The organism is Rhodococcus sp. C-2 (genome assembly GCF_027854095.1).
GTDB classification, from domain to species: Bacteria; Actinomycetota; Actinomycetes; order Mycobacteriales; family Mycobacteriaceae; genus Rhodococcus_F; species Rhodococcus_F qingshengii.
Genome location: NZ_JAQGFI010000008.1, coordinates 170568 through 189537, shown reverse-complemented (window position 1 = coordinate 189537; position 18970 = coordinate 170568). Strand labels below are relative to the sequence as shown.

At 62.8% G+C, this 18970-nt stretch carries 18 protein-coding genes; 14 read left to right on the top strand and 4 right to left on the bottom strand.

Annotation, left to right across the window (positions count from 1 at the left end; translation table 11 throughout):
* Window positions 1-34: 34 nt before the first annotated feature.
* A complete protein-coding gene (locus PCS43_RS18700) occupies window positions 35-1618 on the top strand; it encodes an MFS transporter (protein ID WP_003944427.1) in 1584 nt (527 codons plus the stop codon).
* Between the two features lie 23 nt (window positions 1619-1641).
* Window positions 1642-2286, top strand: a complete 645-nt coding sequence (locus tag PCS43_RS18695; RefSeq protein ID WP_007726694.1) for an FMN-dependent NADH-azoreductase — start codon at window positions 1642-1644, stop codon at window positions 2284-2286.
* 19 nt (window positions 2287-2305) lie between these two features.
* Here the strand turns inward: PCS43_RS18695 and PCS43_RS18690 are convergent, their stop codons facing one another.
* Together PCS43_RS18690 and PCS43_RS18685 are read right to left on the bottom strand one after the other, a co-directional pair.
* Entirely contained in the window at window positions 2306-3310 is a 1005-nt protein-coding gene (locus PCS43_RS18690; RefSeq protein ID WP_070162097.1) for a TIGR03617 family F420-dependent LLM class oxidoreductase, read from the bottom strand.
* The gene (locus tag PCS43_RS18685) at window positions 3307-3882 is read right to left on the bottom strand and encodes a hypothetical protein (protein ID WP_039972689.1); all 576 of its coding nucleotides are present in this window, start codon (window positions 3880-3882) and stop codon (window positions 3307-3309) included. Before PCS43_RS18685 ends, PCS43_RS18690 begins: the two co-directional genes overlap by 4 nt.
* Window positions 3883-4144: 262 nt before the next feature.
* On the opposite strand from PCS43_RS18685, the gene dnaK reads away from it, so the two are divergent.
* The 9 genes from dnaK (at window position 4145) to PCS43_RS18640 (ending at window position 14473) form a co-directional block, all read left to right on the top strand.
* Window positions 4145-5998, top strand: a complete 1854-nt coding sequence (dnaK, locus tag PCS43_RS18680) for a molecular chaperone DnaK (protein WP_003944365.1) — start codon at window positions 4145-4147, stop codon at window positions 5996-5998.
* A complete protein-coding gene (grpE, locus tag PCS43_RS18675) occupies window positions 5995-6591 on the top strand; it encodes a nucleotide exchange factor GrpE (protein WP_003944430.1) in 597 nt (198 codons plus the stop codon). Before dnaK ends, grpE begins: the two co-directional genes overlap by 4 nt.
* Before the next feature lie 22 nt (window positions 6592-6613).
* Window positions 6614-7786, top strand: coding sequence for a molecular chaperone DnaJ (dnaJ, locus tag PCS43_RS18670; RefSeq protein WP_003944329.1), 1173 nt, complete (start codon window positions 6614-6616; stop codon window positions 7784-7786).
* A complete protein-coding gene (locus PCS43_RS18665) occupies window positions 7783-8193 on the top strand; it encodes a heat shock protein transcriptional repressor HspR (RefSeq protein WP_003944355.1) in 411 nt (136 codons plus the stop codon). Before dnaJ ends, PCS43_RS18665 begins: the two co-directional genes overlap by 4 nt.
* Window positions 8194-8525: 332 nt before the next feature.
* Window positions 8526-9740 carry an ABC transporter substrate-binding protein gene (locus PCS43_RS18660; protein WP_007726702.1) on the top strand — a complete coding sequence of 405 codons (1215 nt, stop codon included), beginning with the start codon at window positions 8526-8528 and terminating at the stop codon, window positions 9738-9740.
* A complete protein-coding gene (locus PCS43_RS18655) occupies window positions 9737-10594 on the top strand; it encodes a branched-chain amino acid ABC transporter permease (protein ID WP_007726703.1) in 858 nt (285 codons plus the stop codon). Before PCS43_RS18660 ends, PCS43_RS18655 begins: the two co-directional genes overlap by 4 nt.
* Before the next feature lies 1 nt (window position 10595).
* Complete coding sequence (locus PCS43_RS18650) at window positions 10596-12446, top strand: branched-chain amino acid ABC transporter ATP-binding protein/permease (protein ID WP_209911524.1); 1851 nt, start codon at window positions 10596-10598, stop codon at window positions 12444-12446.
* The gene (locus tag PCS43_RS18645) at window positions 12446-13165 is read left to right on the top strand and encodes an ABC transporter ATP-binding protein (RefSeq protein ID WP_042452222.1); all 720 of its coding nucleotides are present in this window, start codon (window positions 12446-12448) and stop codon (window positions 13163-13165) included. The genes PCS43_RS18650 and PCS43_RS18645 overlap by 1 nt, the downstream gene beginning before the upstream one ends.
* 132 nt (window positions 13166-13297) lie before the next feature.
* Window positions 13298-14473, top strand: a complete 1176-nt coding sequence (locus PCS43_RS18640; protein ID WP_042452220.1) for an NADH:flavin oxidoreductase — start codon at window positions 13298-13300, stop codon at window positions 14471-14473.
* A 91-nt stretch (window positions 14474-14564) separates the two neighbouring features.
* On the opposite strand, the gene PCS43_RS18635 is transcribed toward PCS43_RS18640, so the two are convergent.
* On the bottom strand, window positions 14565-15026 hold the full coding sequence (locus PCS43_RS18635) for a hypothetical protein (RefSeq protein WP_007726708.1): 462 nt from the start codon (window positions 15024-15026) through the stop codon (window positions 14565-14567).
* A 176-nt stretch (window positions 15027-15202) separates the two neighbouring features.
* On the opposite strand from PCS43_RS18635, the gene PCS43_RS18630 reads away from it, so the two are divergent.
* Complete coding sequence (locus tag PCS43_RS18630) at window positions 15203-15862, top strand: response regulator (RefSeq protein ID WP_054827518.1); 660 nt, start codon at window positions 15203-15205, stop codon at window positions 15860-15862.
* A 7-nt stretch (window positions 15863-15869) separates the two neighbouring features.
* Here the strand turns inward: PCS43_RS18630 and PCS43_RS18625 are convergent, their stop codons facing one another.
* A complete protein-coding gene (locus PCS43_RS18625) occupies window positions 15870-16310 on the bottom strand; it encodes a hypothetical protein (protein WP_047269511.1) in 441 nt (146 codons plus the stop codon).
* A 237-nt stretch (window positions 16311-16547) separates the two neighbouring features.
* Between PCS43_RS18625 and PCS43_RS18620 the strand changes: the two genes are divergently transcribed.
* Together PCS43_RS18620 and PCS43_RS18615 are read left to right on the top strand one after the other, a co-directional pair.
* Entirely contained in the window at window positions 16548-18173 is a 1626-nt protein-coding gene (locus PCS43_RS18620) for a flavin-containing monooxygenase (RefSeq protein ID WP_070162101.1), read from the top strand.
* The gene (locus tag PCS43_RS18615; RefSeq protein ID WP_007726713.1) at window positions 18170-18967 is read left to right on the top strand and encodes a mycofactocin-coupled SDR family oxidoreductase; all 798 of its coding nucleotides are present in this window, start codon (window positions 18170-18172) and stop codon (window positions 18965-18967) included. The genes PCS43_RS18620 and PCS43_RS18615 overlap by 4 nt, the downstream gene beginning before the upstream one ends.
* Window positions 18968-18970: the final 3 nt, after the last annotated feature.

The following is an 18970-nucleotide window of genomic DNA, read 5'->3' as shown; positions in this document are numbered from 1 at the left end:
CAGGTTCGGGTCCCACCTCGATGGGAGCACGCGCATGGCGAGTGACATCAAGTCCGCTTCACCGGATCGAGCCACCCTCGTCCTGGGGACGCTCATCCTGGTCGCTGCGGTCGCGAACCTCAATCTCTCGGTCGCGAATGTCGCTTTGCCCGATATCGGGCGGGCTTTCGACGCCAGTCAGACGCAACTGAACCTGATCGCGGTCGGCTACTCGCTGGGCCTGGCCGGAACGGTGCTCTACCTGGGGGCCTTGGGAGACCGATACGGCCGCAAGATGTTGCTGGTCACCGGCATGGCGCTGTCCATTCCGGCGTCGATCGTGGCGGGATTCGCCGGGAACTTCGAAGTGCTGTTCCTCGCTCGGATAGTCGGAGGCGTCTCGGCAGGTCTGGCGTTCCCGACCACGCTGGCAATCATCACGGCGTTGTGGGCCGGACCGGCACGAACCAAGGCGATTGCCATGTGGTCGGCAATCGGTGGCGCGATTTCAGCACTCGGTCCGATCGTCTCGGGGGCGCTGCTCGAGCAGTTTCACTGGGGTTCGGTCTTCTTCGTCACCCTTCCCTTGGCCCTTGTGGCACTGATCTGTTCCCTGGTGTTGGTTCCCGCTCACGTCAACGAGACGACCGAGCGAGTCGATCACCTCGGCGGCATAGTGTCGATCGTCTTCATCGGGGCGCTGGTATTGTCCATTAACTTTGCGCCGGTGAAGGGTTCGGGCACGTTGGCTCTGGTGCTCGGGGCGATAGCAGTTGTCGCGGGTATCGGGTTCTTCCTGCAACAGCGACGCGCGGTCAATCCGCTGTTCGATCTTCACGTAGCTGCGCGCCCGACCTTCTGGGTCGCGGCGGTGGGTGGGTTGGTCGTGTTCGGTTCGCTCATGGGCGCGATGTTCATCGGCCAGCAGTTCCTGCAGAACGTCCTCGGGTACTCGACGCTGGCAGCCGGTGCGGCGATCATTCCGGCTGCGCTGGCGATGGTGATCGTTGCGCCGCGCTCGGCGACCATGATCGAAAGGTACGGCGCCCGCGTCACGCTGCTCGCCGGCTACCTGTTCGTGGTTCTCGGTTTGTTCGTCGCGCTGTTCCTGTGGAACGAAAGCACACAGTATTGGCAGGTCGCGCTGGCCTATGCGCTTGTCGGCATCGGCGTCGGTCTGGCCGGCACACCGGCATCGCGTTCGCTGACCGGATCCGTTCCCGTGCACCGCGCTGGTATGGCGTCGGGAACCTCGGACCTGCAACGCGACCTGGGCGGCGCCATCATGCAGTCGATTCTCGGCGGAATACTCACGGCCGGGTACGCAAAATCGTTGGGAAATGCGATCTCGTCCTCGCCGAACGCATCCGAAGTGACTCCCGAAACTCAGGCCGCGCTCACCAAATCCTTCTCCAGCGCCGAAGTTCTCGCGGAACGCTACCCGCAATACGCGGACCAAATCATGACCGCCGCCAAAAACGCCTTCCTGGACGGGGATACAAACGCCTACATCGCGGCGATCATCATCGTGTGTGCCGGTGCCGCGGTGGTGACGTTCTTCTATCCGCGTCGCGAGCGCGAACGAGTCCTGCTGGCGCAGTACGCGGCGGAATCCGATCTAGCCGCGGAGAAGAGTTGAGCGCGCTCTGGTAGTGATGAGGGATGCCACAGCTACTTCACATCGATTCGTCCGCCGAACTCCACCACTCGACTTCACGTGATCTGACCGCACTGTTCGCTCAGCAGTGGTCGAAGAACAGTCCGGATCACACGACGGTGACGTTGGACCTGCACCGGGATCCCTTGCCGCACCTCGCGGACGCGGCCCTGCACTATGCACCACGCTTGCGAGTCGAGGGCGAGATTCCGGATCCCGCCGCGGAAGCACTCCAGGCTCGGGTCATCGAGCAACTTACCGCTGCAGACGTCGTCGTGATCGGTGCGCCGATGTACAACTGGTCGATCCCGTCCACGTTGAAGGCGTGGATCGACTACGTACACGTCCTGGGGACTACGGTGCCTTTCGACACGCGTACTCAGCCTCTGGCAGGTAAGCCGGTGGTGATCGTCTCCAGCCGCGGAAACACCTATGCGCCGGGCTCGGGAAACGAGGCCAACGATCACACCGTCCCGCCACTCGTTCAGGTGCTCGGGGTGTCGATGGGAATGGATGTCTCCGTCATCACCGCGGAACTGACTTTGGCGCAACGTATTCCGGCAATGGCACCTTTGATCGAGCAGGGTGACGCGAGCCTGCGTGCTGCCCGGGAATCGTTGACCGAGCTGGCCCGTACCTTGGGAGCCTGATCAAGAAGTTCGACCGGGTTCAGGTGAGAGACGAGATCATCGACGCCACGTCTGACGGTTCTACGTCGTAACCGGGGAAATAGCAGCACACTTCGTCGGCATGTTCGCCGAACCGCCGCCGAATCTCGGTGGCGCACTCTTCGGGAGTGCCGACGACGGCGAGTGTGGTCAGCATCGGATCGGTGATCAGCGACGCCATCTCGGTGTAGCCACCTCGCTTCGACAGGGCATTGAGTTCCGGTTGGACCTCGCCCCACCCTTCGACGTCGAGCACCGGACGGTATGCGGGCGTCGAACCGTAGAACGAGAGCAGGGCTCGGACGCCTCTGGCGGCCGCGGCAAGTTGATCCTCGCCGCGGCCGACGCCGACGATGACCTGCGGGATGATCGTGAATTCGTCTCGGGTGCGGCCGGATTCGCGAAGACCGGCATCGACGGCCGGAAGTGTTCGTTCGAGGAAATGACGTTGCGTGTGGAACGGCATGACCAGTAGTCCGTCGGCCACCTCGGCAGCCGTCCTGGTCATCACCGGTCCGAGCGCACCCATCAGGATGGGCGGTGGCCCATAGGGGTTGGGGCCTGGATCGAACGTCGGAGGCATCAACGTGTGGGTGAAGAACTCGCCGCGGAAGTTCAGCGTCGAGGTGTTCTCCCACGCAGTGAAGATCGCCTTGACCGCTGCGACCGTCTCCTTCATGCGGGCCGCCGGACGCGACCACGTTGCGCTGTAGCGTTTTTCGATGTGCGGTTTGATCTGCGATCCGAGACCCAGTCGAAAGTGGCCGCGACTGAGCAACTGCAGGTCGTTGGCCGAATGCGCCAGATGCATGGGACTGCGGGGGAATGCGATGGCGACGTTGGTCATCAGGTCGAGGTCGACGGCCGATGCTGCTTCGACGAGCGGGAAGAACACGTCGTGTGGTCCCTCGAACGTGAACAGGCCACCGGCGCCGGTCTCCGCGAGTTCACGGCTACGAGCAGCGCCCGCGCCCGGCGCGGAGTCCAGTTGTACGTGAACCTTCATCGGCGTCCCCGCAGCCAGGTGCTGACACCGGGAGCGAACGGAGCGATCGCCGCCACCGCGACCAGGGCGCAGTAGAGAATCGGACCCCATCTCAGAACTCCGGCGCCGATGTCTGCTGCGCCGTCGACCAGAGACATGAAGCCGAGTCCGGCCGCGATGCTCACGACTCCCACGATCGCCGTCATCACCCGCCCGGCGTTCTTGCGTGCGCGGAGGAGTTGAAGGCTCATGAGTGCGAGCAGGACCAGGACGAGAGCGCCGCCGCCGCTGCCGGCGAGTACGACGGTCACGGCATCGGAGATGTCGGTGGACGAGTATCCGGGATTGTCGCGCGCAGTCGATTCTTCGAGAGCCGACCGGACGTCGTCGAGGCTGGTGACTACCACTCCGGCGATTCCGGCCAGGACGACGAACGAGCCGATCCAGGCAGAGGTGGACAATGTCACGGCTTTGGGTGTCTCGTCGCTCGCTGCAGGTCGGAGCGGCCGAACCGAGACGTCGGGTCGCTCGGGTGCCGGGCGTGGAGGTGACGGGCGAGGAGGTCGAGCGGGAGAATTGTCGGGATCGGTCACCGGCCGATCGTAGCCATTCGGAGAGATGCGGAAGTGATGTGGCGCACTTTTTCGGCTTTTCGGGGAAGGCGGGAACAAATCTACGTGGGCTGTAGTTGACCATTTCGACAAGCTTGAGCGCCCTCGGCTCAACTTCAAGTTGACTCTCGGCCACGGTCGGAGGCAAACTTGAGCGGAGGACGCTCACCAAGCGAAAAACTCGCGGTCATGTTCGAGATCAACCACTCGGGCAGAGAACCGCAGAACGAAAGGTAGGAACACTATGGCTCGTGCAGTCGGTATCGATCTCGGTACGACCAACTCGGTAGTTGCAGTGCTGGAGGGCGGCGAGCCCGTAGTGGTCGCCAACGCCGAAGGCTCACGTACCACCCCCTCGGTGGTCGCATTTGCCAAGAACGGCGAGGTTCTCGTCGGTCAGCCCGCGAAGAACCAGGCAGTCACGAACGTCGACCGCACCCTCCGCTCCGTCAAGCGCCACATCGGCACTGACTGGAACGTGGAAATCGACGGCAAGAAGTACACGCCGCAGGAAATCAGCGCCCGCACGCTCATGAAGCTCAAGCGTGACGCGGAGGCTTACCTCGGCGAAGACATCACCGACGCCGTCATCACCGTCCCCGCGTACTTCGAGGACGCACAGCGTCAGGCAACCAAGGAAGCCGGCCAGATCGCCGGCCTCAACGTCCTTCGTATCGTCAACGAGCCCACCGCGGCTGCACTGGCATACGGACTCGACAAGGGTGACACCGAGCAGACCATTCTGGTCTTCGACCTCGGTGGCGGCACCTTCGACGTCTCCCTGCTCGAAATCGGCGACGGTGTCGTCGAGGTTCGCGCAACCTCCGGTGACAACCACCTCGGTGGCGACGACTGGGACGAGCGCGTCGTCGCTTGGCTGGTCGACAAGTTCAAGGCTCAGAACGGCATCGATCTGACCAAGGACAAGATGGCCCTGCAGCGTCTGCGTGAGGCTGCGGAGAAGGCGAAGATCGAGCTCTCCAGCTCGCAGAGCACCTCCATCAACCTCCCGTACATCACGGTCGACGCGGACAAGAACCCGCTCTTCCTGGACGAGCAGCTCACCCGCAGCGAGTTCCAGAAGATCACCTCGGACCTGCTCGATCGCACTCGTGCGCCGTTCCAGGCAGTGATCAAGGACAGTGGAATCGCCGTCAAGGACATCGACCATGTCGTGCTCGTCGGTGGCTCCACCCGTATGCCGGCCGTCTCCGATCTGGTTCGTGAACTGACCGGTGGCCGTGAGCCCAACAAGGGCGTCAACCCGGACGAGGTCGTCGCCGTCGGCGCCGCACTCCAGGCCGGTGTGCTCAAGGGTGAGGTCAAGGACGTTCTGCTCCTCGACGTCACGCCGCTTTCCCTCGGCATCGAAACCAAGGGTGGCGTGATGACCAAGCTCATCGAGCGCAACACCACGATCCCCACGAAGCGTTCCGAGACCTTCACCACCGCTGACGACAACCAGCCTTCGGTGCAGATCCAGGTCTTCCAGGGTGAGCGCGAAATCGCTTCGCACAACAAGCTGCTCGGCTCCTTCGAGCTCACCGATCTGCCGCCCGCCCCGCGTGGCGTTCCGCAGATCGAGGTCACCTTCGACATCGACGCCAACGGCATCGTGCACGTGACGGCGAAGGACAAGGGCACCGGCAAGGAAAACACGATCAAGATCCAGGACGGCTCCGGTCTGTCCAAGGAAGAGATCGAGCGCATGGTCAAGGACGCCGAGGCTCACGCCGAGGAAGACAAGGCCCGTCGCGAAGAGGCAGAGGTTCGCAACCAGGCCGAGTCGCTGGTCCACCAGACGGAGAAGTTCGTCAAGGAGCAGCGTGAAGGTGAGAACGCGGGCAAGGTCTCCGAGGAGATCCTGACCAAGGTCGAGGCAGCGGTCAAGGACGTCAACGACGCCCTGGCAGGCACCGACATCGCTGCAGTGAAGACCGCAGTGGAGAAGCTGGGCACCGAGTCGCAGGCTCTGGGCCAGGCCATCTACGAGGCTTCCGCTGCAAACGAGGCCGGAAACACCGACGGCGCAGGCAATGACGACGACGTCGTCGACGCCGAGGTTGTCGACGAGCCCACCGACTCGGACAAGAAGTGACCTCGGACAACCCCGAGAACAACCCGGTCGACCCCGAGACCGGTGCACAGGGAGAGGCGGCGGGGGAATCCCTGCCGCCGCTCGACTCGGAAGACACAGGGGTAGTTCAGGAAGCAGAGTCGATCGTGGAGGAAGCATCCGCCACCGATCAGCTCGCCGAACGGACTGCGGATCTGCAGCGACTTCAGGCGGAGTTCACCAACTACCGTCGTCGCGTCGAGCGTGACAAGCAGGTCATCAAGGAAACCGCGCGGGCTTCGGTCATCACCGAGCTCATCGGAATTCTCGACGACCTGGATCGCGCTCGGGCACACGGTGACCTCGAATCGGGTCCACTGCGTGCACTCGCAGACAAACTCAACACGACCCTGACGGGTCTGGGTTTGACCGACTTCGGCAGCGAGGGTGACGATTTCGATCCCGCACTCCACGAAGCGGTGCAGCATGAAGGCGAAGGCCACGACCCGGTACTCGGGACGGTCATGCGCAAGGGATACAAGCTCGGCGACCGGGTCCTTCGGACCGCAATGGTGGCCGTGACGGACCGGGTAGGCGACAAGCCTGCAGACGGTTCAGAACAAGAAGCGAAGTAAGAGTGAGAGGAGGAGACGCCCAGTGAGTCAACGGGAGTGGATCGAGAAGGACTTCTACAAGGAGCTGGGCGTCTCGTCCACCGCGACGGCCGACGAAATCAAGAAGGCGTATCGCAAGCTGGCTCGGGATCTTCATCCCGACGCCAACCCTGACGATGCGAAGGCCGAAGAGCGTTTCAAGTCCGTCAGTGAAGCTCATGCCGTTCTGTCTGATCCGGACAAGCGCAAGGAGTACGACGAGGCTCGGCGCCTCTTTGCCAGCGGCGGCTTCGGCCCCCGCGCGCAGGGCGGCGGCGGATTCAACCCCGGCGCTGGTGGTTTCGACATCAACGACCTGTTCGGCGGCGGGGCCGGTGGGCAGGACTCGGGTCTCGGAGACATCTTCGGCGGATTGTTCAACCGCGGGGGAGCGGGCCAGCGAACAGCTGCGCCCAACCGCCCGCGTCGAGGCAAGGATCTCGAGACCGAGACGACGCTCGCCTTTCGTGAAGCAGCGCTCGGTGTCACCGTCCCTCTTCGTCTGACCAGCCCTACGTCGTGCACCACGTGTCACGGCAGCGGCGCAAAGCCAGGCACCAGCCCGCGAGTGTGCCCACATTGCAACGGAACCGGCGTGGTCAGCCGGAACCAGGGCGCCTTCGGATTCAGTGAGCCGTGTGACGATTGCCGGGGAACCGGCTCGATCATCGACTCGCCGTGTGAAGACTGCCACGGTAGCGGAGTCACCAATCGCACACGGACCATCACGGTTCGCGTGCCTGCCGGTGTGAGCGACGGTCAGAAGATCAGACTCAAGGGCAAGGGCGAAGCGGGACTTCGCGGCGCTCCGGCCGGCGACCTGTTCGTCAACATCCGCGTCAAGCCGGACAGTGTCTTCGGACGCAACGGCGACGACCTGACACTGACGGTTCCGGTGAGCTACGGCGAGCTGGTGCTGGGAACGACACTGTCCGTGCCGACTTTGGAAGGCCGTGTCGGAGTGAAGGTTCCGGCTGGAACGGTGGACGGACGCATTCTGCGAGTTCGCGGACGCGGTATCCCCAAGCGGCCGGACGGTGCCGGTGACCTTCTGGTCACGGTCAAGGTATCCGTTCCGCAGAAGTTGGACGACCCGGCGATCGAAGCGCTGAAAACCTATCTCGAAGCCGAGAAGGCGAGCGGGTTCGATCCACGGGCCGGGTGGGCCGGTGCATGATGACAGAGCGACCGCAGAATCAATGGGATGCGACGGTCGATCCTGACGCTCAGATCTTCGTGATCTCGGTGGCAGCCGAGTTGGCCGGAATGCACGCGCAGACTTTGCGTAACTACGACCGACTCGGGTTGGTCACCCCGCATCGAACCACCGGTGGCGGACGACGCTACTCCCCGCGCGATGTTGCGCTTCTTCGTGAAGTACAACGGCTTTCGCAGGACGAGGGAGTCAACCTTGCCGGAATCAAACGAATCATCGAACTGACCAACCAGGTCGAGGCTCTGCAGCATCGCGTCCGCGAATTGGCCGAGGAGATCGCGAAAGTCCATGCGGGCTATCGCCGGGATCTCGTGCCGATTCCGCGCAACAACGCGTTGGTGGTCTGGAAGCCCCGCAACCAGCGATAGTCGGACCTTTACACAAACGGCTCCACGCCCTGTCGGATTCATTTCGTCGAATCCGCCAGGGCGTGGAGCCGTTTCGGCGTTTCCACCCAGCGGGAAGAGATCTGTCGACGCCGCCTCAATGTGCATAGCGTCCGCTTCCATGACTCCACTTTTCGCCGTTTGACGTTATCCAGATCACATTCTATGCTCCATCCCAAGCAACTGCTTGCTAGATCATCAAGCGGGTGCTTGGTTGGCTGGTGCTCGAAATCAGGCACGTCCACCGGCCGATCATTCTTTCGTCAGGTATTCGCCTGACGTTCGGTGCATACATGTGTTCTAGGAGTGCAGACATGAATCGTCGGCCCATTCTTGTTGCGGCAGTTGCCGTGACGGCTCTGGCTCTTGCAGGGTGCAGTGGTTCTTCGGAGTCCGACGGAGGTGCGGACTCGCCCTACCGTGTGCTGCTGACCGGCGGGATCAGTGCACAGGGAGTCCTCGCGGCTAATTCGCAGACCTCGCTGCTCGCCACCAAGGCGGGCGTTCAGGTCCAGAACGAAGCCGGGGGGATCGGTGGCCGTCAGATCGAGCTCACTACGGTGGACGACGCGGGTGACGCAACCATCGCCGTCACCAAGCTGCGCGAAGCCATCAATTCGGGGAACAAGCCTGACCTCTACCTGAACTCGGGTCCGTCGTCGATCGCGGCTGCGGTTCTGCCGATCCTCAAGCAGAACAACATTCTCTCGATGAGCATGGCTCCCTCGCCCGATTCGACGGACCCCTCGAAGTTCCCGCTCAACTTCGATCTGGCTCCGGGTGCGACCGATACCGCTCGCGGAATTTCCGAGTACGCGAAGTCCAAGGGTTACAGCAGCGTCGGAGTCTTGCACGGCAGCACCGCTTACGGTGAGCTGTTCGGCGAAGAAATGACCAGTGCTTTGCAATCCGCAGGTCTGAAGGCCGCCGGTAACGAGGAGTACGACGCCGCCGCTTTGGACATGACGGCGCAGTTGCAGTCGCTCAAGAATTCGGGTGCCGCGGCAATCGCCTTGGATGCGTACGGCGCTCCTCTCGGATACGTGTTGCAAAGCCTCGAGCGACTCGGCTGGGACGTGCCGCTGGTCGGAAACACCTCGGTGTCTGCCACCAACCTGATCGCGAATGATCCGCCGGCCGGTGTGCTCGGCACCCCGCAGGTGAAGAACCTGGTGACGCAGGTGTTCAGCAGCACGGTATTCGATCCGAACAACGCACTCGTCAACACGATGGTGGACACGATGGCTTCGCTGGGCTCCATCCCGTCGACGCTGATCCTCGCGGACAACTACGACGCTTTCCCCCTCGTCGCGGCGGCAGCGGAGAAGGTCGGCAGTTCGACCGATCCGAAGAAGCTCGCCGAAGCACTGGAAACCACTGAGGTCCAGGAGAATGCCAAGACCGCATTCCTCTCGCGCTACAACTTCAGCTCCGACAACCACGGCCCGAACCCGGACACCAGCGAGCTGAAGTTCATCAGTCCGACGAAGATCCTCAACGGTCAGTTCGGAAACCCGGCTGCGTCATGACCATTCTGTGGTCCGGGTTGGCGCTCGGCGCGGTCTACGTGCTGGTTGCCATCGGGTACAACATCGTTTTCGTTTCCTCCAACACATTCAACTTCGCTCAAGCTCAGCTGATGATGGTGGGCACCTTTGTCGCCTACACGGGTCTGGTGACCCTGAAACTCCCCGTTCTCGTGGTGGCCGTCATGGCTACCGTGACCGTGATGCTCCTCGCCTCGGTCGAGGAGATCGTCGCGATCAGACCGGTGGCCGATCACCAGAACCAGTTGGTCACGACGTTGGGTGTCGCAACTCTGCTCAACGGCGCCACTCAATTGATCTGGGGTAGTGAACCTCTCACGGTTCCGTTCTTCGGATCGAACGAACCGATCACCCTGCTCGGCGGCCGTACCTACCCGGTCGAGATCGCTCTGCTGGTTGCGGCGATCGCACTGGTCGTCGGGTTGAGTTACGTCTCGAAGAAAACGATGACGGGTCTGGCTCTGATCGGCATCTCCGAGGATCGTGAAGCGGCGATGCTGCGAGGAGTCAACGTACGACGGTTGGCACTGGGAGCGTTTGCCTTCTCGGGTGCCTTGGCCGGTGTCCTCGGACTCTTCGTCGGCCCCAAGACGTTTGCAGTTGCGACGTTGGGTGCAGCGTTGGCCCTCAAGGGATTCGTGGCGTTGGCGATCGGCGGGTTCGGCTCTCTGCCTGGCGCTTTGATCGGCGGTCTGACCGTCGGCCTGGTGGAATCGTTCACCGCCCTGTGGGCGGGAAGTCAGTACAGCAATATCGCCGTCTTCACGGTGCTGATCGTCATCTTGATGGTCAAACCGGCTGGACTGTTCGGCAATGTCCGAGAACGGGTGGTGTGAGATGGTAAGTGCGTGGCGGACTTTCCGTTCCCTACCGAGCTGGATCATCCCACTCGTCCTGGCCGTGGTGATCCTGCTGCTGCCCGTGATGGGACTCGACCTGTCGACATCACGTCAGATTCAATTGGCCTGCATCCTGGCACTTGTGGTCAGTGGCCTGAACTTGAGCCTCGGCTTTGCCGGTGAACTGGCACTCGGCCAGGCAGCGATGTACGCGGCCGGTGCCTACACCGCGGGTCTGATGTCCCAGGCAGGTCACACCGACATTCTGCTTCAGCTTGCTGCCTCCGGAGCAGTGGCACTGGCGGTTGGAATCCTGACCGGTGTTCCCGGTCTGCGCCTGGGCAACTGGTCCCTGGCGATGACGTCGTTCTTCCTGGTTCTGCTGGTACCGGACGTACTGGCGATCTTCGGTGGCAAGACCGGCGGCCGAAACGGCCTCACCGGTATGGAGCCGCCGACGTTCTTCGGTTCCGAACTCGACACCCAGCAGTACTACATGGTGGTCGTCGTCGTGACCGTGCTCTGGTTCGCGGTGATGCGTAACCTGGTGGTCTCGCGGCACGGCATCGCGTTCCGCACGCTCAAGCAGTCGCCGGTTCTGGCGTCGTCGCAGGGTGTATCGGTGTTCCGGATGAAGCTGCTCGGTTATGCCATCGGTGCGTTCCCCGCCGGTCTGGCGGGTGCGCTGTTCGCCAACACCGACCTGTTCATCTCGCCGGAAGCCTTCGGGTTCACCTTTGCCACAGCAGTTCTGGCGGCGTCGATCCTCGGCGGTGCGGCAAGTGTGTACGGCGCCGTGGTCGGTGCCGCGATCATGCAGCTCGGTCCCAACCAGTCGACGGCGTTCCAGGAGTATTCGCTGATCTTCTACGGCGGCTTCCTGATCATCGGCGGTGTGCTTCTCTCCGGGGGTTTGACCAAGGTCGGGCGAGCGATCGTCTCGAAACTCGATCGCAAGGCCGGCCTGGGCGTAGTCACCGCAAAGGAAAACAGCTGTGGGACAACGGAACTGGCGCCGATCAACGGAGCACGGTTGGTGGTCGACGGAGTGTCCAAAGCGTTCGGTGGCAACCAGGCGCTCAATGCGGCAACCCTGACCGCAGAGGCCGGTAAGGTCACCGCGTTGATCGGGCCCAACGGTTCGGGTAAGACGACCATGCTCAACATGATCTGCGGCTTCTACACCGCAGATGCGGGCGTGATCACGATCGGTGACACGGTGGTCTCGCAGTCGTCGCCGCACAAGGTGGCGCGCGTGGGTGTGGCGCGCACGTTCCAAACTCCGACGATTCCGGAAAACATCACGGTTCTGGAAGCTGTTGCATCCGGACGTTATTCGGTGCACCGAGCGTCGATGGCGTCGGCTGTGCTTCGCCTGCCCAGCTTCCGCAGGATCGCGAAGGCCGACATCGTCGAGGCCGAGCGTGTCCTCGAACTCGTGGGGATGTCGCACTTGCGCAACGAGATCGCGACGTCGCTGCCCCTGGGGATGCGTCGCATGCTCGAGGTTGCTCGCGCCGTCATCGCCGAACCGAGGGTCGTCCTCTTCGACGAGGTGGCATCCGGACTCGACGAGGACGAACTCGAACGCCTGGCAGATCTGATCCGGGTACTGCGAGATGCCGGGGCGACAGTGGTGTTGGTGGAGCACAACTTCCGCCTCGTCCTCTCGCTGGCCGACGAGATAGTCGTGCTGGCGCAAGGGCAGGTGATCGCCACCGGCGATGCGGCAACCATCGAACATCACCCACGCGTCTTGAGCGAGTACCTCGGAGTCAAGTCCGGTGACGAAGAAGCACTTCTCGAAGAAATCGGCGCGGTAGACCATCAGACCAGTGAGGTGAAGTGATGGAACCGATTCTGAAGGTCCGAAACTTGCAGACCGGGTACGGCGATCTGCGCGTCGTCTGGGATGTCTCGTTCGACGTCTATCCCGGTCAGGTGACCGCCCTGCTCGGACGCAACGGCGCAGGCAAGACGAGCACGCTCCGTGCCCTGTCCGGCCTCAACAAGGTGGCCTTCGGAACCGTCGAGATGGACGGCGCCGACATCACCGGAGTCCCCGCGCACAAACGGGTACGACAGGGGATGGCGTACGTGCAGGAGGGCAAGCGGGTCTTCCACAAGCAGACCGTCGAGCAGAACCTCCTGCTGGGCGGGTACACCCGCAAGGCAAAGCGCGGCGAGCTTATGGAATCCGTCGAATCGATGTACGAGATGTTCCCGATCCTGGGGGAGAAGCGTTCGCTTCCCGCCGGTTCCATGTCGGGCGGTCAGCAGCAGATGCTCGCGATCGGCGCAGCGCTGATGGCGCAGCCTAGGTTGCTCCTTCTCGACGAACCTTCGGGCGGTCTCGCTCCCGTGATCGTCGGTGAGGTGATGGACCGCGTCCAACAACTCAAGGAAACCGGCCTGGCTGTTCTACTGGTCGAGCAGGCAGTCGAGGCCGCGATGAGCGTCGCCGATCATGTCACGGTCCTCGACATCGGCAAGGTGGTTCTCGACGCCGATGCCAAGGACATCGACGACCTGGCAGTGCTCAAGGATGCGTACTTCGGACGCGTCTGAACGGCAATGACGACTTCAGCCCGGCCTTCTCGGCCGGGCTGAAGCCGTTTCCCGCTCCGTGGCACGGGCCCTAGCCGGCTCGGGGCCATCGATCTACCGTCCTGCAAACAACTCCCGCGAGAGGCAAACTCGATGACCACTGCTCCCGACGTGCTCGCCCCGGCGAAGCTCGGCCCGGTGACCCTTCGAAATCGAATCATCAAGTCCGCGACATTCGAAGGCAAAACTCCCGACGCCCTGGTCACCGACGAGCTGATCGAGTTCCATCGTCGCCCAGCCGCCGGCGGAGTCGGGATGTCCACCGTCGCGTATTGCGCCGTCGCACCGGAAGGGCGCACCGAATACGGCCAGCTCTGGATGCGACCCGATGCCCTCCCCGGGCTTCGGCGGCTCACCGATGCCATTCACGCCGAAGGTGCTGCTGCGTCGGCGCAGCTCGGCCATGCCGGTCCCGTGGCGAATCAGAAGTCGACCGGACTGCCCGCGCTGGCACCGTCGAGTTCGTTCAATCCGTTGAGCATGAGGATGATTCGCACTGCCACGACAGCGGACATCACCAGAATTGCGGCGGCGCACGGGAGCGCTGCGCGACTTGCCGTCGAGGCAGGATTCGACGCCGTCGAGATCCACTTCGGTCACAACTATTTCGCGAGCTCGTTCCTGAGCCCGAAACTCAACCGTCGTAAGGACTCCTACGGCGGATCGCTGGAGAACCGGGCTCGCGTAGTACTCGAAACTGCACGCAGTGTGCGCGATGCCGTCGGTGACAAGATCGCGATCTTGGCCAAGCTGAACATGGACGACGGTGTGCCAGGCGGATTCTGGGTGGACGAAGCAATCCAGGTGGCGCAGTGGCTCGAAGCATCCGGAAGCGTCGACGCGCTCGAGTTGACGATGGGCAGTTCACTGCTCAACCCGATGTACCTGTTCAAGGGCGATGCGCCGATCCGCGAGTTCGCCGCCGCGATGCCGCAACCTGTTCGACTCGGTGTGCAGTTGGTGGGGAAGAGCATGTTGCATACCTATCCGTACAAGCCGTTGTTCATGCTGGAAGAGGCTCGGCAGATTCGTGCTGCGGTGAAGTTGCCGCTCGTGCTGCTCGGGGGTGTCACGGACAAAGCGGGCATGGATACCGCAATGGCGGAAGGGTTCGAGTTCGTCGCCATGGCACGGGCGCTGCTCAGAGAACCGGATCTGATCAATAGGATCGCGGCCGAATCCGATACCCAATCACTGTGCATCCACTGCAACAAGTGCATGCCCACGATCTTCAGTGGCGCCCGCTGCGTGTTGGTCGAACGCGTCTGAGCTGGTCAGCGCACACCACGTCCCGACATCCATGCGGATACCGGGTCGTGGGCCGTAGCGGATCAAGTTCGTGGTTGCATCAACGCTTGGTTCAGTTCTGCGTGAAGACGTCGTAGGAGGCGTTCATCGTGGGGTAGCCGGTGGCCATGTAGTCGGTGAGGATGACGTGCGTCGGGTCGCCGATGATGCGAGTCCCGTCGAGGGTGGGGTTGCCGACGTAGTTGTTGGCAGCCATGACCGTCTGGACGCCGTCGGCGACGTTGTAGGTGACGTCGACACCGATACCGCGGGGATCGCTGCTGTAGGCGGTGACGATCTCGGTGGTGTGCGGGGCCAGGTAGGAGCGGGGGCCGTTGATCCACTGTCCGTAGGGGTTGGACGCGCTGTCCAGCAGCATCGGGTTGTCGGTGTTGTTGGTGATGGTCATGGCAACCGTCGGGCCGTCGGTGGGCATGGTGCCGGCGTTGGCGATCGCTGCGGTTCCCAGTGCGGTTCCGCCGACAGCGAGGGCGATTGCGGTGACTGCTACGAAGCGAGTGGTGTTGGTACGCATGATGTCTGCTCCTGGGATGGTGTGTGGTTGCCGTTCTCGGCGATGAATCAATCTTGTCGCGAATGAGTGATGCAGTATGTCCGCCGACGGGGCCGTCGCGGGGTTGAATCTCTTGTCCCCCGATCGGGGGAGGCGTAAGTGCTCGCATTGCTGGTACGGGCGTGAGAAAGTGAGCAATGCGCGAAGGCACGAAGCCGCTGGCCGGCAAGGTTTCCGTGGTGGTCGGCGACGACCACCCACTGTTCCGTGAGGGCGTGGTTCGGGCTCTGACCGGCAGTGACAGCATCGACGTCCTGGGCGAGGCCGACGACGGCGCAGCAGCGCTCGCAATGATCCGCGAACTACGCCCGCAGGTCGCGCTGCTCGACTTCCGGATGCCGCACCTGGATGGAACTCAGGTCGCCGCCGCAGTCGTTCGAGACGAGCTTCCGACGCGTGTGCTTCTGCTCAGCGCTCACGACGAATCGTCTGTCGTGTACCAGGCCCTGCAAGCCGGTGCTGCCGGGTTCCTGCCGAAGGAATCCACTCGCGCCGAGATCGTGAGTGCCGTGCTCGACTGTGCTGCGGGACGAGATGTGTTGCCGCCCAGTATCGCCGTCGGATTGGTAGGAGAGGTTCGGCGTCGTAGTGAACCGTCCGGTCCGACGCTCAGCGCCCGCGAACGTGAGGTTCTCGGATTGATCGCGCAGGGCGCCAGCATCCCGGCCATTGCCTCACAACTCTTTCTTGCGCCCTCCACCGTCAAAACCCACGTGCAGCGCCTCTACGAGAAACTCGGAGTCAACGATCGAGGCGCCGCCGTCGCCGCTGCAATGCGGCAGGGATTGTTGGAGTGAGCAAGCGTCACCGAAGCACGTACGTGACGTTCATGGCCGGGTAACCCGAGGTCATCGTCACCGTGACGTCGTGGCTGTCGGGGGCGTACGTACCGCCGGCATCCGCCCTGGTCTTCGAGTTGGTGGCACTGAAGACAAACACTCCACCGTCGTCGGAGCGGTACGTGAGCACGATGGGGAAGTCGTTCTGGTTCTTGCTCGTGGCCACAACGTTCACGTTCATGTTGGGGAGGATGTAGTCCGCCGGCGGGACGACCCAGTCGCCGTTCGGGTTGGATGCGTCGACCAGATACAGGGCCCCGCGACCCGAATTGCTGATCATCGCCGTCGTGACGGATGTGTCGGTCATCGACTTCACCGTGTTCGCACCGGCGGAGCGGGCAACCAGAGCTGCCATGCTGAGGCCGGAGAAGGAAAGTGCTTCGGGTCGAATTGTGTTGGTGCTCATCATGTTCTCCTCGATTTGTCGGTCTCGGTGACCGTGTGTTTCTGTGATGAGACAACTATGGCCCCGAAATCCCTTCGGGTCTGTCCACCTACGGGTCCGAGTGCTGGACGACATCGCTGTCCCCCAATCGGTGGACACAGTGCTCTCCGCCCACCCAGTGTCATGGGGTGGAGGCTCCGCCCACCCAGCGGGAGAACCTGTTCCTCTACCATTCAACCCACTCGTAGCGTGGCCACCATGACCGATCCTGACTTCTCCACCGCACCACTCGACGTCGTAGTCATCGGCGCCGGCGTCGCCGGCATGTACGCCATGCACCGACTTCGCGAGCAGGGGCTGCGTGTCCACGGCTTCGAGGCGGGCTCCGGAGTGGGCGGCACGTGGTACTTCAACCGCTACCCGGGCGCACGCTGCGATGTCGAGAGTTTCGACTACTCCTACTCGTTCTCCGAAGAGTTGCAACAGGATTGGGACTGGAGCGAGAAGTACGCCGCGCAGCCGGAGATCCTGTCCTACCTCGATCACGTCGCCGATCGCTTCGACCTACGCAGTGGGTTCACTTTCGATACCCGTGTCCTGAGCGCACAGTTCGACGAGGACTCGTCGACGTGGCGAGTGCACACCGACGGTGGTCATGACGTCACCTCGCGGTTCGTGGTGTGCGCCACGGGCAGCCTCTCGACCGCGAACGTTCCGAACATTGCAGGTCGCGAGACTTTCGGCGGTGAGGTCTTCCACACCGGCTTCTGGCCGCACGAGGGCGTCGATTTCACCGGCAAGCGAGTGGGAGTGATCGGCACCGGATCGTCGGGCATCCAGTCCGTTCCGTTGATCGCCGAGCAGGCCGATCACCTCTTCGTGTTCCAGCGGTCCGCGAATTACAGTGTGCCGGCGGGAAACACGCCTCTCGATGACAAACGACGCGCAGAGATCAAGGCCGACTACGCCGAGCGTCGAGCGCTGTCCAAGCGCAGTGGCGGTGGATCTCCGTTCGTTTCGGATCCTCGCAGCGCGCTCGAGGTGTCCGAGGCCGAGAGAAACGCGGCCTACGAGGAGCGGTGGAAGCTCGGCGGTGTCCTGTTCGCCAAAACCTTCGCCGACCAGACCAGCAACATCGACGCCAACGCGACGGCGGCCGCATTTGCCGAGGCCAAGATCAGATCGGTGGTCGAAGATCAGGCCATCGCCGACCTGCTGATCCCGAACGACCACCCCATCGGGACCAAGCGGATCGTGACGGACACCGACTACTACCAGAGCTACAACCGTGACAACGTGAGCCTGGTCGATCTCAAGAGCGCACCGATCGAGGCAATCGACGAGGCCGGGATCAAGACGACCGACTCGCACTACGAACTCGACGCATTGGTGTTCGCCACCGGCTTCGATGCGATGACCGGGGCACTCGATCGCATCGAGATCCGTGGCCGCAACGGCGAGACCTTGCGAGAGAACTGGCATGCGGGTCCGAGAACCTATCTTGGTTTGGGAGTTCACGGCTTCCCGAACCTGTTCATCGTCACCGGGCCGGGCAGCCCGAGTGTGCTGTCCAACATGATTCTCGCTGCCGAACAGCACGTCGACTGGATCGCCGACGCGATCAACCACCTCGATTCGGCGGGCATCGACACCATCGAGCCGAGTGCCGAAGCCGTGGACAACTGGCTCGAGGAGTGCTCACGCCGGGCGTCGGCAACATTGTTCCCATCCGCGAACTCCTGGTACATGGGAGCCAACATCCCGGGAAAGCCGAGGATATTCATGCCCTTCATCGGAGGCTTCGGTGTCTACTCCGACATCTGTGCAGACGTGGCAGCAGCGGGATACCGAGGCTTCGAACTGAACAGCACGGTGCACGCATGAGCCGGCTGGAGGGCAAGCGGGTACTCGTGACGGGTGCTGCCGGAGGAATGGGACGCTCACACTGTGAGCGGCTCGCCGAGGAAGGCGCGTCCGTGATCGCGTTGGATGTCGAACAGGCACAATCGGGGTTGGCGGAAACCGCTCAGGCAGTGCGTGATCGAGGCGGTATCGCGGTGACCGGTGTGGCGGATATTCGGGACTTCGACGGTCTGGCCGCCGTCGTGGCCGAGTGCGTTACCGAACTCGGCGGGTTGGACGTCGTGGTCGCGAATGCAGGTGTGTACGACACGCCGGGACCGTCGTGGACCATCGATCCTGCAGTGTGGAACCGCTCGCTGGACGTCAATCTGACCGGGGCGTGGCACACCGTCAAGGCCTGCGTTCCGCACTTCGGCGACGGTGGATCCGTCGTTCTGGTCAGCTCGACAGCGGGAATCAAAGGTATTGCCGGAGCAAGTCATTACAGCGCAGCCAAGCATGCCGTGGTGGGCCTGGCCAGAACGCTGGCCAACGAGTTGGGGGCGCAGAGTATCCGCGTCAACTCCGTGCATCCGGGTTCGGTACGTACCCCGATGATCATCAACGAGCGAGTGTTCGCGAACCTGTGCCCGGACATCGAGAATCCCACCGAAGCAGACGCTGCTGCAGTGCTCAGCGCTCGCAACTTGCTGCCCGTTCCCTGGGTCGATCCGGTGGACGTCAGTAATGCGGTCCTGTTTCTCGCATCCGCGGAGTCCCGCTACATGACCGGCTGTCAGTTGGTTGTCGACGCCGGCCTGACCCAGAAAGTGTGAATT

Excerpts from the sequence above, each read along its gene's own strand:
- PCS43_RS18615 (WP_007726713.1), top strand. The coding sequence starts at position 18,170 with ATGAGCCGGCTGGAGGGCAAGCGGGTACTCGTGACGGGTGCTGCCGGA.
- PCS43_RS18690 (WP_070162097.1), bottom strand. The coding sequence starts at position 3,310 with ATGAAGGTTCACGTACAACTGGACTCCGCGCCGGGCGCGGGCGCTGCT.
- PCS43_RS18620 (WP_070162101.1), top strand. The coding sequence starts at position 16,548 with ATGACCGATCCTGACTTCTCCACCGCACCACTCGACGTCGTAGTCATC.
- PCS43_RS18640 (WP_042452220.1), top strand. The coding sequence starts at position 13,298 with ATGACCACTGCTCCCGACGTGCTCGCCCCGGCGAAGCTCGGCCCGGTG.
- PCS43_RS18700 (WP_003944427.1), top strand. The coding sequence starts at position 35 with ATGGCGAGTGACATCAAGTCCGCTTCACCGGATCGAGCCACCCTCGTC.
- PCS43_RS18650 (WP_209911524.1), top strand. The coding sequence starts at position 10,596 with ATGGTAAGTGCGTGGCGGACTTTCCGTTCCCTACCGAGCTGGATCATC.
- PCS43_RS18625 (WP_047269511.1), bottom strand. The coding sequence starts at position 16,310 with ATGAGCACCAACACAATTCGACCCGAAGCACTTTCCTTCTCCGGCCTC.
- PCS43_RS18645 (WP_042452222.1), top strand. The coding sequence starts at position 12,446 with ATGGAACCGATTCTGAAGGTCCGAAACTTGCAGACCGGGTACGGCGAT.
- PCS43_RS18660 (WP_007726702.1), top strand. The coding sequence starts at position 8,526 with ATGAATCGTCGGCCCATTCTTGTTGCGGCAGTTGCCGTGACGGCTCTG.
- dnaK (WP_003944365.1), top strand. The coding sequence starts at position 4,145 with ATGGCTCGTGCAGTCGGTATCGATCTCGGTACGACCAACTCGGTAGTT.
- PCS43_RS18655 (WP_007726703.1), top strand. The coding sequence starts at position 9,737 with ATGACCATTCTGTGGTCCGGGTTGGCGCTCGGCGCGGTCTACGTGCTG.
- PCS43_RS18695 (WP_007726694.1), top strand. The coding sequence starts at position 1,642 with ATGCCACAGCTACTTCACATCGATTCGTCCGCCGAACTCCACCACTCG.
- PCS43_RS18630 (WP_054827518.1), top strand. The coding sequence starts at position 15,203 with ATGCGCGAAGGCACGAAGCCGCTGGCCGGCAAGGTTTCCGTGGTGGTC.
- PCS43_RS18635 (WP_007726708.1), bottom strand. The coding sequence starts at position 15,026 with ATGCGTACCAACACCACTCGCTTCGTAGCAGTCACCGCAATCGCCCTC.
- PCS43_RS18665 (WP_003944355.1), top strand. The coding sequence starts at position 7,783 with ATGATGACAGAGCGACCGCAGAATCAATGGGATGCGACGGTCGATCCT.